The organism is uncultured Tateyamaria sp., from assembly GCF_947494755.1.
Taxonomy (GTDB): domain Bacteria; phylum Pseudomonadota; class Alphaproteobacteria; order Rhodobacterales; family Rhodobacteraceae; genus Tateyamaria.
Window position 1 is genome coordinate 88,864 of sequence record NZ_CANLVZ010000008.1, and the last position, 13,231, is coordinate 102,094.

Consider the following 13,231-nt stretch of genomic DNA (forward strand, 5'->3'; position numbering starts at 1 on the left):
ATAGCAGGTAAAGAGGCAGTTAAGTTTCCAAAATGGCAAAAATCGCCTACATACTTCTGTGTCACAAGGACCCGGACGCCATCATCAAACAGGCGGAACGATTGACGACAGCTGGCGATTACATGTCGATCCACTTCGACGCGCGCTCTGACAGCGCCCAATTTGCCAAAATCCACGCCGCTCTCAAAGACAACGCCAACGTCACCTTTGCCCACCGTCGTATCCGATGTGGCTGGGGGGAGTGGAGCCTCGTGCAAGCCACCCTTTATGCCGTCGAAAGCGCAGTTGAGGCGTTCCCGCGCGCCACCCATTTTTACATGCTGTCGGGCGACTGCATGGCGATCAAGTCTGCCGAATACACCCATCGTTTCCTCGACGACAACGACGCCGACTTTATCGAAAGCTTCGATTATTTCGAAAGCGACTGGATCAAGACCGGGATGAAGGAAGAGCGGCTGATCTATCGCCATTTCTTCAACGAGCGCACGCAAAAGCGCCGGTTTTACGCGGCCTTCAACGCCCAACGACGCCTCGGCCTGACCCGCGACATCCCGGCGGACATTCAGGTCCAGATCGGCAGCCAGTGGTGGTGTCTGCGCCGACGCACCATCGAATGGGTGCTGGAATTCACCCGCCAGCGCCGCGACGTGATGCGGTTTTTCCGCAGCACCTGGATCCCGGATGAGACTTTCTTTCAGACCGTCGTGCGCCATGTGGTGCCCGAAGACGAAATTCGCACCCGCACCCTGACCTTTTTGCTGTTCACGGATTATGGGATGCCGGTCACGTTCTACGATGATCACTATGACCTGCTGCTCAGCCAGGACTTTCTGTTCGCCCGCAAGATCAGTGCCGAAAGCCATGACCTCAAGCGGCGCCTCGGTCTGCTCTATGCGGCCGAGAATGTCCAATTCCAGGTTTCGAACGAAGGGGCGAGCCTGTTCAAGTTTCTAACCGGACGGGGTCGGATCGGGCGCCGTTTTGCCACGCGTTTCTGGGAAACCGAAAGCACCTTGGGCCGAAATCGCGAGTTGCTGGTGATCATTTGCAAGAAATGGCACGTCGCAAAACGCCTGCTCGAACAGATCCGGCAGGTCACGAATGTGCCCGCGATGGAATATGTCTTTAACGAAGAGCATACCCCTCTGCCTGATCTGGGCGGCATTCAAAAGACGCTCGAAAAACGCACGCGGCACCGGCGGGCCTTGATGCGGATGTTGTTCGACTATTACGAAACCGACCGCCTGATCGTCTGCATGGACCCAAGCAACCTCGATCTGTTGCAGGATTTCGCAGGCGACCGGTCCATTACACGCATGCTCGAAATCCAGTGCGACTTTAGCGATGACTACCTTGTGGGACACGCCATGCGCGTCGGTCTGGCGGGCGAACAGACCTCGCAAGAAACGCTTGAGCGGCTGTTGCCAACGATCCGCAACGACATGGTGTTTGAATCCGACCGGATCCGTGATGCCGATTTCGAACACTTCGACCGCATCCGCGAAACCGCCGATATCGAGGACAACACCAAAGCCCTCGCGAATTTTCTCACCATGTCCGACGACAAGGCGCGCGAAGTTGCATCCGCCGATTATCTGTTTTCAGACTGACCGCGACCCGGTTCAGAAACCCCTCGAACCCTGGCCCATGACGCTTTATGCAGACGCTCATGTCTGCTGATCCCGCCCTCACCCTGTTTGCGATCACTTTGCCCGGCCTTGAGGCCACGCTGGCGGACGAGGCCCGTGCTGCGGGCTTTGATGTCCGCAACATCACTCCGGGCGGTGTGACACTGGCGGGAGATTGGCCCGAGCTCTGGCGCGCCAACCTCGAGCTGCGGGGCGCAACCCGCATCCTTGTGCGGATCGGTGAATTCATGGCCTTTCATCTGGCCCAACTCGACAAACGCGCCCGCAAGTTTCCGTGGGGCGACGTGCTGCGCGCAGATGTCCCGATCCGGGTCGAGGTCGCAACCTCTCGCAAATCCAAGATTTACCACGCAGGTGCAGCGACCAAACGGATCGAGACCGCTCTGATCGAAAGCGCCGGTATGCAGGTTGCAGCGGATGCGCCCGTGACGCTCAAGGTCCGCATTGACGACAATCGCGTGATCCTAAGCGTGGATACGTCCGGCGACCCGTTGCACAAGCGCGGGCACAAAACGGCGGTGGGCAAGGCCCCCATGCGCGAAACGCTGGCTGCGATGTTCCTGCACCAATGCGGTTTTGACGGTTCGCAACCGGTCTTTGACCCGATGTGTGGGTCGGGCACATTCGTGATCGAAGCGGCAGAGATTGCAGCCAACCTTCAGGCGGGCCGCGCGCGCCACTTTGCGTTTGAGCAGTTCGCTGGCTTTGATCCCGCCGCCTTTGCGGCACTGCGCACCCATGCCCGGCGCAACACACCACAGGCGCAATTTTATGGATCAGACCGCGATCAAGGGGTCATTGGAATGGCCACCTCCAACGCTGAACGGGCCGCGGTCTCTGATCTGGCCACGTTCCAGACCGCCAATGCCGGCGAGATCACCCCACCCGAGGGCCCAAGCGGTATCGTGATCGTCAACCCGCCCTATGGGGCGCGGATCGGCAACAAGAAGGCGCTGTATCCGGTTTACGGACGGCTCGGGCAAGTTTTGCGCGAACGGTTCAGCGGCTGGCGCGTGGGCATTGTGACCAGCGAAGGCGGATTGGCGAACGCGACCGATCTGCCGTTCTTGCCGGACGGTCCGACAATCGCGCATGGCGGATTGCGGATCCGCCTGTATCGTACCGATCCCCTGCCCTGACAGCGTAAGGCGGAGGTGTCCTCCGCCCCCGTCAATCACTTGGATTGCCACGTCCCCAACCAGCGACGGAACCGACCGCGCCGGTCCTGAACCGCGTCTCCTGCGGCCTCCCAACTGTCCTGCAATTCCTCGATCTTTGGGTCGATCCGTGCGCGACGGAACCGACGCCAGCGCACCCAAATCCCATAGAACAGGGCGGCCAGCAGGGTCAGCACAATGATGTTCACCCATGGGATACCCTTGGACGCATCAGGCCCTTCGACCTCACGGATCGAAATCGCATTGGGAAACACCGTCAGGAATTCGTTGCGCCACCCGTAATGGGTGATGACGTACCATTCCGGGGCCGCGCGGGTCGAAATCGCATCGTTGGCCTCCGTATAGAGGTTGGCCGTGTCGAATTTGAAATAGGGCGGCCAGCTCCAGCCCGTGTCTTCGTTGCGATAGACGATGGGTTTGCCGTTGGCCCGAACCGCTTGCAGGAACTGGACGTCTCGGTTGACCAGCGTGTCGGATTGTTCATCCGGGCGCGACCAGAACATGCGGGTCCAGTCGCTCAGGTCTTGGCGTTCCTCATAGGTGTTCACAAAGCGCACGATGTCGCGTTGCGGCAGCGTGTAGTGCAGGAACGCCCCCAACCCGACCCAGAAAATGATCAGCAAAGTCCAACCGATATAGCGCATCAAGGTCCCCAATCAGGCAAAGTTCACGAGATAGATGGTAAGGCACACCAGCGCCATAGGCACGATATAAACCCCCCAGATCAGTTTACGACGCAGCGACCCGTCGTAGTCCTGCAGACCTTCGCGCACGAAAGCATCGCGCGGCATGGTCTTGTCGCTTTCGTCCCATTCGCCCTCCAACCGGGCGCGTGCCCGCGCTCGCGAATACAGCGACAGGCTGAGGTAAACGATGCTGAGCACCACAAAGGCGATAAAAAACAATCGGATCAAAGCCATATCTTACCTCCTCACAGCGCCCCACGGCCCGACACGTTCGATCAGATCCCGGGGTTTTGGTTGCGGTTCCGTCAAGGGCGCGTCGTGGCCGAACAGGGCTTCGCGCGCACCCGCTTTGTCGGCCTTGTACTCGGCTTCGAGATAGCGCGCGACATATTCCTTCTGCCGCTCGGGCCACGTGGCATAGGCCGCGTAAAATGCCTGTTTGTGACAGATGAACAGCTGGCGCACATCAAGGGGCGACAGTTCCGACAGCAACATATTCACCAGCGCATGATCCGGCGTATCGGCCGCCCGCAATGTGTAGAAATAGGCCGGGTGGTCCGACGAAATGCGCGGCCATGACCCGCCGTTCTCCGCCCAGTTCACCAGTGCGGCCAACCCATGAAACGCCTCCGGCAACAGATCCGAGTGCCGCCGCGCCAACATCCGCATATCGCGCCGCGTGGTGCCTGCCAGATCAACGCCCGCTGCCGTCACGGCTGCAACAAGGATGAAGTCCATCTTCTGACGCAGGATCGCGGCCCCGTCGATGCCGCGCGCCTTGACCACAGGTTCGACCAGGTCATTGAACTCGAGGAACTTGGCGATCCGGTTCCGCTCGGTCAGATCGAACGTGTATTTGGTGGGCAAATCGTCAGGCTTATCCCCGACTGCAATGGTGGCCGGGTGATCAACCGACTGGAACACATAAAGCCCACCGAAATGCGCCGTCCAGAAATTGCCCTGCTCGACCTTCAGCGGTTTCAACTGCACAGGATTGCGCGTCACATCCCCGGTTTGGCCTGCAAGCGTGATCATCTCGCCGATCAGAACATCGTCAAACCACGCATCCTCTTGGGTCAGAAACGTGTCGACCTTGGCCGCAAGGTCAGCCGCATTGCGCACCGTGCCCATGGTCGTATCCGCCTCGACCGTGATGGCGCGAATGTCGAACAGCCGCTTGGGGTCCTTCAGATCATAGATCGAATTAATCAACTCCCCGGCCACTGCATCGCGGGCCGTAAGCGCAAACAAGGCCGCCTCGTTTTCCGCAATAAACCGTTGCAGGATCGGCAGCGAGGTCGAGAATTTGGCATCCAGCAACGGGCAATTGCGCTGCTCCGTGCTTAGTAGGATGAACTGTCGATTGACCCCATTGTGGTTGAGGTAGAGCGGGTCGTTGAGGTCATTGCCCACCTCGGGCGAGAAGCCAGAGATGTCGATGTAGAAATCAGTGAGTGTCGTGGTTTGCCCAGTCAGATGCTTGAGCGCACGGTTATAGCGGTCGACCAGCGCGGGCGAGGCGACATGGAAGAGGTTGCCGTACATGAGACCAGATTGGATGAGGCGGATCATGATGCGGCCCTGCCCAACCTAAAAATCAGTGCCGCGGCCAGTGCAATCGCCGGAACCGCGAAGGCCCGATAGCTGATCTGTAAATTGAACCCGATATACGCCACCCACGACCCGTTAAAGAGCAAGAGAGAGTCCTCAATCGACTCCCCGGCAAAGCCTGTCGCGGCATTGATCGTGACCTGCACCACGAACAAAACCAACGCGCCGCTCAGAAAGCCAAGGACGCCCCAGTGCAACGGCAATACACAACCCAACACCAGCGCCAAAGCAGATATCCATAGCACCAGCATCATGGTAAATACCGCTCGTTGACATGCGGCTCGGCGCTCACGTCTTACTCTCCAACCACCGTTTCTTCGCCGCTTCCTGCCGCCCGAAGTCGCGCACCATTGCCTCCACGGCCACCTCATCCGACTTGTCCGCATAGCGGAATTCGCTGTCGGCGTAGCGGTTGATTTCCTGCACCACCATGTCGACCGTGATGGGCACGCGCAGCTCTGAAATCATCGACTTCTTGGTGTCGTAGTCGTGGAACAGGAACAACTCGGGGTCCTCCATCCACTCATCGGGCAGCTCAAAATCCATCGCCCGGACCTTGACCGCATCGGTGATATTCTTGATCGCACGGCCCGTGAACCGGTCATCCGCTTCCTGAATCGCCTTTAGGTAAGTGCCCAGTTTCGCAATCGTATCCAGCGCGCCCACCTGCGCATCGACCCGGTCAAACACCTCCATCAACCCCGGTTCGTGCGGGCGGGAATGAGACTCGAAACTGGCGGCGACGGCTTTCTTGATTTCTTGCGCTGAAAACACCTCATGCGCGCCAAGCGGGATGTCGTGGTTCTTGCCCATCAACAGATAGAGGATGTCGATGTAGTCCTCGCGCGTCTGCGGCCCATCCACCAGAAACCGCGCCCCGGCCCGCTGGCGCAGCGCATCGTCAACATTCTCAGGGTAGTTCGAGAACATGCCAAAGGTGCAGTTGCCGCGCACGACGGTGTTGGCCCCGGCAAAGCTTTCCATCAGTACGGCGGTGATTTCGAGTTGCCCGGCGCTGGATTGCCGGTCGCCCCGCTTGCCCGCCAATTGGTCGATATCGTCGATGGTGCCAAAGCCGATCACGGACGGATCAAGCACATTGTTGATGAACGCCTTGGCGTTCTGACCCGACTTGCCCTGATAGCTGTCGATGTTGTCGGTAGAGAGGTTCTGATAGCGAAACGGATAGCCTGCGACCTGACAATAATCATTCAGCAGCCCTGCCATCATCTGGATCAGCGTCGTCTTGCCCGTGCCCGGTTTGCCATCGCCCATGAAGGTAAAGATAAACCCGCCCAGTTCTGCAAACGGGTTTAGACGGCGATCAAAGTCGTAAGCCATCAACATCTTGGCCAGTTTCATGGCCTGATATTTGGCGATGTGGTTGCCCACGACCTCATGCGGCTTCTTGAAGGTCATGGTCAGGGTGGAGGACTTCGCCTTGGACGCCGGCGAGAACCCCTGAACCGTGAAATCATCCGCCTCGACATGCCAGCTTGCATTCAGGAATGCCTCAAGCCGAGGGGCGTTCTGCGCGCGCAAGGCAACCTTTTCCATCAACGCCTCGGCATAGGCAGCCACACAGGCCACCAGATGCACGTCGTCCGGCGCATAGGTCTGAATGTTGCGGTCAAGTTCCCACAAGGCCCCATGCAGGGCGGTTTGGCCATTGTCGGTCAACACCTCTTCGACCTCGCCCACCTCTACGACTGTTTCCGACTGATGCGCAGACAGAAGGTACGCGGTCGCATTGGCAAAAACGTAAAGGGTGATCAACGCCTCTGCCGCCAGTAGTTCGGCAAACTCAGCCTTGCGCGCGGCGGGCAAAGCCCCCTCAAGATTGGCGCGCTTGAGGTCCCCCAACCCAGACACGGCCGCGTAATTCTCGGCCACAGCCAGCGCGATCGACACCGCCCGGCGCAGCGCATTCAAAACCGTCGCCTGCATCGGTGAGACCAGCGCATCGTCATCATCCGCCCCTTCGATTGTGGCCATCAACTGCACTGCACCTGTGGGCACGGACCGGCGGGTCACAAGGCCCGGGGTGGTCGTGCGAAATCGACGGCGGGTTCCGATGCCGGACGACCGCTCGGGCGCTGCTGCAACCTCGGCCTTGCCGATCCGCGGCGCGTGGTCAAACCCCTGCAACAGCGCCAGAGCCACCGGGTAATGCGCGACAATCTCGGCCTCACGCAACTCCATCTGATCCGACGTCTGGCTCATCTCTGTCCCTCTTTCATTGTTCTTCAAATACTCCCGCCGGAGGCTCTACAGCCCGGCGCGCGCATCCGTTCAATACCGCAACACTCGGCCCGTCGGGCTGACCACAAACTTGCGCACCGACGCAAATCCCGGTGGCCCCATTTCCTCAAGCGCCTGATAGACCCGGGCGGGCAACACGATGCTGCGCTCCATCCGGGTGGCGCCGGTTTCCGCGCCCCGCCCCGCAAACGGATCCAGCGCGAACACCTGCCGCTCAACAGACGAAAACCAGCCCGACCGTTCGGTCATCACCCGTTCGGAGCGTAAATCCTCTTCGGTCCAGACCAGCGACCAATCCTGCCCTTCCGGCGCGCGCGCCGCCTCAAGCACTTGCGAAATCGGCCCCGACTGCTTGGTGAAGGCCGAGGAATACATCGGCCCCACATGAAACCGGCGCAGCCGCTTGGGGTGCAGGTCGTCAAAATCCTCGTCAAAGCCTTTGGCAATTGTCACCAGTTTCAACCCGCCGAGTGCCTGCGCCATCAAATGCGCCTGCGCTTCGGGCCAGCGGCGCTGATCCTTGGGCAAGGCGGTGCGCCCGGTGTCCTCGACATCCATCATGTAGATCACGGGCAGGTTGACCTGACTGTCATAGACCGCCCAGTGCAGGCGGAACGTGCGCCTTTCTTCGGTGAGATTGCCCGTCCAGACCGCCTGTGGATCATTGCGCGGCCAGAACAACTGCCCACGCAGCAACTCTTCGTAATAGAGCCGCTGCGACATCGCGAATTGCAGCTTGGTTGGCACCACCCGTTCGCCGACAATCACTTCGACCATCTGTTTTTTCAGCTCGTGCGCCGAGGGCATGCCCGCCAGATGGCGCTCGGCCTGTTGGGTGTCGCTGGCCATCGTGATGATCTCGTCCGCGGCCGGAAAGCCGCTCTCGTGCGCGTCAATGGAAAGCGAGCCAAAGAACCGGCCTGTATCCCGCCCCACCAGCAGGTATTTCAGGGATAGGGCGCGAAAAGTGAACGTCAGTTCGGTGATATAGCGGGTCAGGATCTTGACCTCGGCCCGGTCCAGATTGCCGTCGGCCTCCATGACTCCGGCGACACGACCCAGATGCGAGATGATCGTCTCGAACTTGCGGAAATAGCGGCGCGAGGCGAAGAGATCCGTGAGGCCTATGGTCTCGGATTGTGTCAACATCCCCCACCACTATCACCGCCGGTCGATCCACCGCCACCAGCCCAAAACTGTTGGCCACTTCGGTCAGCTTCAACATTTGATGCGCCGAGCCAAACCAAGGCAAACAACGTCAACGCAATGCCCGGCAGATAGCCCCACCATGGCGCCTCGAAAAAATGGGTGCCGAAGAGTGCGAGCAGTGCACCGGCCAGAAACAGCACCCGCCGCAACATTTGACGTCCAGGACTAGCTTGTTTGGATCGTGACAGCGTCATTCAGCCCTTGCGCCTCCGGCTGAGCAGAAACAACCCCGCAATCCCGGCCACCAGCCCCACGCCGTTCACCCACAAGGGCGCGCCGAAGGCCATCGACCCCACAAGGCATAACACTGAAACCGCGACACAGATCAGGCCGAGTTTCATGGCCTAACCTCCATACGCATTGCTGTCGTGTTTCTCGACAATCTGCGCGAACCGGCGGGCAAAGCGTTCGTCGGCCTTGGCCTTTTGCTCCAGGACATCACGGGCGAACACCATGTGATCCTCGTGCGCCTCAAGCATGTCGGCCATCCGTTTGTTGGTCGCCGCACCAATCCCGGCCATAGCCGTTTGCGCCTCCTGATCCGTCTGCACGCCGATCTCGTTGATGCGGTGAGCGACGTCCTGCTGCTGCGCGGTTTTCAACGATTTGGTGAGGGCGTCATAGAGCACCACGCGTTGCTTCGTGTCCGTCTGCAACTTGTTGATCAGCACCATCTGGGTCGCCGCCTGATTCTGTAACGAGTCGATCCAGGTTTTGCCCTTTTCGATGTAGCGTTCCAGCGTTTGGGACTTGGCGAGCTTAACCTGTTCGTCCTGCACCATCTGGTTATAAGCGCTGTTCATCTCTGCCAGCTCAGTCTCGAGTGCTGTGCGTTTGGCCGCATCGGTTTCGGAAGCGATCTGGTTTTCCAGCGTGATGATCTTGGGGTCCATTCCTTGTATTTCACCTTGCAGGGCCGCAAGTTCCTGCACCGTCATTTCACGCTCATCCAGTGTTTCAGTCAGGTTGCCCTCAACCTTGACCTTCTGCTCTTCGAGCATGGTCAACTGGCCTTGCAGCAGCTGCACGATCACGTCGGATTTCGAAATCAGGTCCTGCAACTTGTCGTCAATCGAGGCAGTGCGCACGCGCTCTTGGCGCATGCTGTCGGACTTGGCCTTGGAGAATATCCCAATGAAGGACTCCATCCCCGTCTTGTTGCGCATTTCGTCAAAGTCTTTGGAAAAGGCCGCAGTGACGTCATCAAGGCCCATGATCAGCTCGGCGATATTGGCGTTCATCACGTCCGTATGGGCGTGCACGTCATCCAAGGTCGCATTTTCGATGTCGATGGCGATATCGTCGCCCGATTTCATCTTGGACCGCGCCACCTCGATCCGGCTGGTCAGTTCGGCAATCTTGGTTTGCGCCTCGGCCACCTGCGCTTGGGACTCGCGCACCTGACTGTCAAAATCGGCCATAAAATTCTCCCCTCGTATCAATGTGTTGAGAAACATATAGGCAATGTAACACGCATTTACATCATCTACTGTCCCGAATTCCTCCAAACTGTTGCAAAACCATCCCGAGAAATAAAGCGCCAAGCCGGGGTTTTCGTCTCTCGCCTGCGGCTGTATGGCTTGAACGCGGTTCACACAGGGGCAAACATGGGATCCAAGGTCGAAGAACGTCGCAGCGCCTTGCGCGATACGTTGATCAACGTTGCCGAAGCTCAGATCGAGGCAGACGGGCTGGCCGCGATCAAAGCGCGAGGCCTGGCCGAAGCGGCGGGGTGTTCGGTGGGGGCCATCTACAACGTCTTTGACGACCTCGAAGATATCATAATCGCGGTGAACGGCCGCACATTCGGCAAGCTGGGCCAACATGTGGCAACCGCCTTGCAAGGCAAAGAGGAGTTGCCCGCGACGGACCGGTTGATCGAAATGTCTTATGCGTATCTGGATTATGCGGTGACCCATCCACGGCTATGGCGGGCCCTGTTTGATCTGCGCATGTCGACGGATATGGACGTGCCGGATTGGTACCTGGCCGAGTTGGGGCAGTTGTTCGACTACATCGATGGCCCCGTCCGCGAATGCTTTGCGACATTGGACGACAGCGAGGTGCGATTGATGACACGGGCGCTGTTTTCATCAATCCACGGGATCGTCATGCTTGGCCTTGAAAACCGGATCAGCGGCGTGCCGCGCGACCAGATCCACCGCATGATCGCAATGATGCTGCGTTCTGCAACTGGAAACACAGTGTTTTGAACATTGTTCAACTTTTTTCTTGAACGGCGTTCAAGTTTGTCCTATCTCATTTCGTGAACGATGTTCATGAAAGGGAAACGCCATGTTATCTACGTTCCGAACACTCTTTGCCGGGGCAAATGCCCGCGCCGAAGACCGTGTGCGCGATGTCTATGCCATCGAGCTTATCGACCAGAAAATCCGTGAGACCGAAGGGCAGGTTCACGCCGCCAAAGCCACGCTTGCCAGCCTGATCCAACGGCGCAGATCAGAGCAAAAGCTGCTGGATATGTTGCGCACCCGGATCGCGACGTTGACCGAGCGGGCACAAGCTGCCATCGCGGCCGGACGCGAGGAGCTTGCCCACGAGGCCGCCAGCGCCGTTGCGGAAATGGAAAACGAGAGCCTTGTCCGGCAGGGCACGATTGACAGGCTGGACACTCAAACCACCCGTTTGCGCAGTTCCGTTGAGCGTGGCCATCGCAAGGTCATCGACCTTAAGCAAGGGGCATTGCAGGCCCGCGCCATGCGCCGCGAACAATCCATGCAATCGCAACTGCACACCACGGTCCAAGGGCAGTCCGCAGCAGATGAAGCGCAGGAGTTGATTGACCGCGTCGTGGGCAAGGATGACCCGCTCGAGCAGTCCCAAATCCTTGCGGACATCAACGCAGGTCTGGATCACACCGGGCTTGAGGATCGCATGGCGGAGGCCGGCTTTGGCCCCTCGACCAAGGTGACAGCGCGCGACGTACTGGACCGTTTGACCAAGTAACACGACTTCAAAACCATCAAAGAGGAATACACCAATGCACAACGATAAATCCGACAACACCACGATCATGATGTTCAATCTGGCAGGCGTTGTTGCCGCCTATGCGCTGCTTGCCCTGTCCTTGTACCTGTCCACCGACGTGCCGCTTTCGACCAAGGGGTTTTGGGGCATCGGCATCCTGATGCTGACGCTGAGTCTTGTGAACTTTGTCAAATACCGCTTCGACAATCAGCAACGCATCGACCGGATCAACCGGATCGAAGAGGCCCGAAACGAAAAGCTGCTTGAAGACTACGTGGGCGAGGTCAAAGACATCGCCTGATGCAAAACGGGCCGCCCTGTCATGGGGCGGCCCATCTTTTATGCCACGACGTTGTGGTCCGGCCCGTAAGGGAACCCGGTGATATTCTCGGCTCCGTCCTCGGTGATGACCAGAATGTCGTGTTCGCGGTATCCACCCGCACCCGGTTGCCCTTCGGGGATTGTCAGCATCGGCTCCATCGAAATGACCATGCCCGGCTCCAGCACGGTATCCACGTCCTCACGCAGTTCCAGCCCGGCCTCGCGCCCATAGAAATGCGACAATACCCCGAACGAGTGCCCATATCCGAAGGTGCGGTATTGCAGCAGATCGCGGCCTTCGAAAAACGCATTCACGCCCGCCGTCACCTCAGCGCAGGTCGCGCCGGGTTTCAGCAGCGACATGCCCAATTCATGCGCGCCGACATTGGCCTCCCACAGTTTCAGGCTGGCGTCGTCCACCGTTTCGACAAACAGCGTGCGTTCAAGTGCGGTGTAGTAAGCCGAGATCATCGGGAAGGTGTTGAGCGACAGGATATCGCCCCGCTCGAGCGCCCGCGCCGTGACCGGGTTGTGCGCCCCATCCGTGTTCAGCCCCGACTGGAACCACACCCATGTGTCGCGATATTCCGCATCGGGAAAGCGTGCCGCAATCTCAAGCTCCATCGCATCACGCCCCGCCATGGCCACATCAATCTCACGGGTGCCGACCTTGATGGCGTCACGGATGGCATAACCACCCACATCTGCCACCTGCGCGCCTTGCCGGATCAACGCGATCTCGGCCTCGGATTTGTGCATCCGCTGGTTCATTGTCGTCTCAAAAAGGTCGACGGAGGCGACAGGTTTCAGGAAATCCTCCATCTTGGCCTGCTGCATGAGGGTCAGATGGTCGGATTCGACGCCGATCACGGCCCCTTCACCCGTCACCTCACGCACCGCGCGCCAGAAGTTGTCGCGCTGCCAATCGGTGTAGGTGATGTTATCGCCATAACAGCGCCGCCAGGGCTGGCCCGCATCAATGCCTGCACTGATGGTCACGCCTGCGTCTTCGGTTACGACCAAGCCATAGGGGCGACCAAAGGCACAATAGAGAAAGCCCGAATAGTAAGCGATGTTGTGCATCGAGGTGAACACGGCGGCAGTGGCCCCTGACGCCTCCATCCGGTCGCGCAGCTCGGACAGGCGGGCCTCGTATTCGGCATTCTCAAAAGGCAAAACGCCTTGGGGGCCATTATGAAAGCGGTAAAAATCGGGGCGAGCGGTCATGGATGACCCTCCTTTTCAGAAAGGTCCCGGCGTCCAGGACGGAACGGCATATGTGCGCGGGCGACGCCATCGTCCGCAGCCTGTCGCAGGCTTTGACGAT

General features: G+C 59.1%; 15 protein-coding genes. 5 read left to right on the top strand and 10 right to left on the bottom strand.

Annotation, left to right across the window (positions count from 1 at the left end; translation table 11 throughout):
• The first annotated feature begins 32 nt into the window (after positions 1–32).
• On the top strand, positions 33–1,610 hold the full coding sequence (locus tag Q0908_RS11675; protein WP_299284205.1) for a DUF5928 domain-containing protein: 1,578 nt from the start codon (positions 33–35) through the stop codon (positions 1,608–1,610).
• A gap of 59 nt (positions 1,611–1,669) precedes the next feature.
• Positions 1,670–2,788 (top strand): class I SAM-dependent RNA methyltransferase, encoded by a 1,119-nt coding sequence (locus Q0908_RS11680; RefSeq protein ID WP_299284208.1) that lies wholly within the window; start codon positions 1,670–1,672, stop codon positions 2,786–2,788.
• Between the two features lie 35 nt (positions 2,789–2,823).
• On the opposite strand, the gene Q0908_RS11685 is transcribed toward Q0908_RS11680, so the two are convergent.
• From Q0908_RS11685 to Q0908_RS11725, 9 genes are all read right to left on the bottom strand, one after another.
• Positions 2,824–3,471: a DUF1523 family protein gene (locus tag Q0908_RS11685; RefSeq protein ID WP_299284211.1), complete on the bottom strand. Its 648-nt coding sequence runs from the start codon at positions 3,469–3,471 to the stop codon at positions 2,824–2,826.
• A gap of 12 nt (positions 3,472–3,483) precedes the next feature.
• A complete protein-coding gene (locus Q0908_RS11690) occupies positions 3,484–3,747 on the bottom strand; it encodes a hypothetical protein (RefSeq protein ID WP_299284214.1) in 264 nt (87 codons plus the stop codon).
• Positions 3,748–3,750: 3 nt separating this feature from the next.
• Positions 3,751–5,085, bottom strand: coding sequence for a DUF6638 family protein (locus tag Q0908_RS11695; protein ID WP_299284216.1), 1,335 nt, complete (start codon positions 5,083–5,085; stop codon positions 3,751–3,753).
• On the bottom strand, positions 5,082–5,351 hold the full coding sequence (locus tag Q0908_RS11700) for a hypothetical protein (protein ID WP_299284219.1): 270 nt from the start codon (positions 5,349–5,351) through the stop codon (positions 5,082–5,084). Before Q0908_RS11700 ends, Q0908_RS11695 begins: the two co-directional genes overlap by 4 nt.
• A gap of 61 nt (positions 5,352–5,412) precedes the next feature.
• Positions 5,413–7,347, bottom strand: a complete 1,935-nt coding sequence (locus tag Q0908_RS11705) for an ATP-binding protein (RefSeq protein ID WP_299284222.1) — start codon at positions 7,345–7,347, stop codon at positions 5,413–5,415.
• A 69-nt stretch (positions 7,348–7,416) separates the two neighbouring features.
• A complete protein-coding gene (locus tag Q0908_RS11710) occupies positions 7,417–8,535 on the bottom strand; it encodes a hypothetical protein (RefSeq protein ID WP_299284224.1) in 1,119 nt (372 codons plus the stop codon).
• Positions 8,529–8,735 (bottom strand): hypothetical protein, encoded by a 207-nt coding sequence (locus tag Q0908_RS11715; RefSeq protein WP_299284227.1) that lies wholly within the window; start codon positions 8,733–8,735, stop codon positions 8,529–8,531. The genes Q0908_RS11710 and Q0908_RS11715 overlap by 7 nt, the downstream gene beginning before the upstream one ends.
• Before the next feature lie 54 nt (positions 8,736–8,789).
• Positions 8,790–8,936: a hypothetical protein gene (locus tag Q0908_RS11720; RefSeq protein ID WP_299284230.1), complete on the bottom strand. Its 147-nt coding sequence runs from the start codon at positions 8,934–8,936 to the stop codon at positions 8,790–8,792.
• Between the two features lie 3 nt (positions 8,937–8,939).
• A complete protein-coding gene (locus Q0908_RS11725; protein ID WP_299284233.1) occupies positions 8,940–10,016 on the bottom strand; it encodes a hypothetical protein in 1,077 nt (358 codons plus the stop codon).
• Positions 10,017–10,202: 186 nt separating this feature from the next.
• Here Q0908_RS11725 and Q0908_RS11730 point away from each other — a divergent pair, with 186 nt between their 5' ends.
• From Q0908_RS11730 to Q0908_RS11740, 3 genes are all read left to right on the top strand, one after another.
• A complete protein-coding gene (locus Q0908_RS11730) occupies positions 10,203–10,808 on the top strand; it encodes a TetR/AcrR family transcriptional regulator (protein WP_299284236.1) in 606 nt (201 codons plus the stop codon).
• Positions 10,809–10,890: 82 nt separating this feature from the next.
• A complete protein-coding gene (locus Q0908_RS11735; protein ID WP_299284239.1) occupies positions 10,891–11,562 on the top strand; it encodes a PspA/IM30 family protein in 672 nt (223 codons plus the stop codon).
• Between the two features lie 34 nt (positions 11,563–11,596).
• Complete coding sequence (locus Q0908_RS11740) at positions 11,597–11,884, top strand: hypothetical protein (protein ID WP_299284242.1); 288 nt, start codon at positions 11,597–11,599, stop codon at positions 11,882–11,884.
• A 38-nt stretch (positions 11,885–11,922) separates the two neighbouring features.
• Here the strand turns inward: Q0908_RS11740 and Q0908_RS11745 are convergent, their stop codons facing one another.
• The gene (locus Q0908_RS11745; RefSeq protein ID WP_299284245.1) at positions 11,923–13,131 is read right to left on the bottom strand and encodes a M24 family metallopeptidase; all 1,209 of its coding nucleotides are present in this window, start codon (positions 13,129–13,131) and stop codon (positions 11,923–11,925) included.
• Positions 13,132–13,231: the final 100 nt, after the last annotated feature.

What these genes read in the sequence shown, in the direction of transcription:
- Q0908_RS11710 (WP_299284224.1), bottom strand. Translation starts at nt 8,535, where the DNA reads ATGTTGACACAATCCGAGACCATAGGCCTCACGGATCTCTTCGCCTCG.
- Q0908_RS11705 (WP_299284222.1), bottom strand. Translation starts at nt 7,347, where the DNA reads ATGAGCCAGACGTCGGATCAGATGGAGTTGCGTGAGGCCGAGATTGTC.
- Q0908_RS11735 (WP_299284239.1), top strand. Translation starts at nt 10,891, where the DNA reads ATGTTATCTACGTTCCGAACACTCTTTGCCGGGGCAAATGCCCGCGCC.
- Q0908_RS11675 (WP_299284205.1), top strand. Translation starts at nt 33, where the DNA reads ATGGCAAAAATCGCCTACATACTTCTGTGTCACAAGGACCCGGACGCC.
- Q0908_RS11740 (WP_299284242.1), top strand. Translation starts at nt 11,597, where the DNA reads ATGCACAACGATAAATCCGACAACACCACGATCATGATGTTCAATCTG.
- Q0908_RS11690 (WP_299284214.1), bottom strand. Translation starts at nt 3,747, where the DNA reads ATGGCTTTGATCCGATTGTTTTTTATCGCCTTTGTGGTGCTCAGCATC.
- Q0908_RS11685 (WP_299284211.1), bottom strand. Translation starts at nt 3,471, where the DNA reads ATGCGCTATATCGGTTGGACTTTGCTGATCATTTTCTGGGTCGGGTTG.
- Q0908_RS11725 (WP_299284233.1), bottom strand. Translation starts at nt 10,016, where the DNA reads ATGGCCGATTTTGACAGTCAGGTGCGCGAGTCCCAAGCGCAGGTGGCC.
- Q0908_RS11745 (WP_299284245.1), bottom strand. Translation starts at nt 13,131, where the DNA reads ATGACCGCTCGCCCCGATTTTTACCGCTTTCATAATGGCCCCCAAGGC.
- Q0908_RS11720 (WP_299284230.1), bottom strand. Translation starts at nt 8,936, where the DNA reads ATGAAACTCGGCCTGATCTGTGTCGCGGTTTCAGTGTTATGCCTTGTG.
- Q0908_RS11680 (WP_299284208.1), top strand. Translation starts at nt 1,670, where the DNA reads ATGTCTGCTGATCCCGCCCTCACCCTGTTTGCGATCACTTTGCCCGGC.
- Q0908_RS11730 (WP_299284236.1), top strand. Translation starts at nt 10,203, where the DNA reads ATGGGATCCAAGGTCGAAGAACGTCGCAGCGCCTTGCGCGATACGTTG.
- Q0908_RS11695 (WP_299284216.1), bottom strand. Translation starts at nt 5,085, where the DNA reads ATGATCCGCCTCATCCAATCTGGTCTCATGTACGGCAACCTCTTCCAT.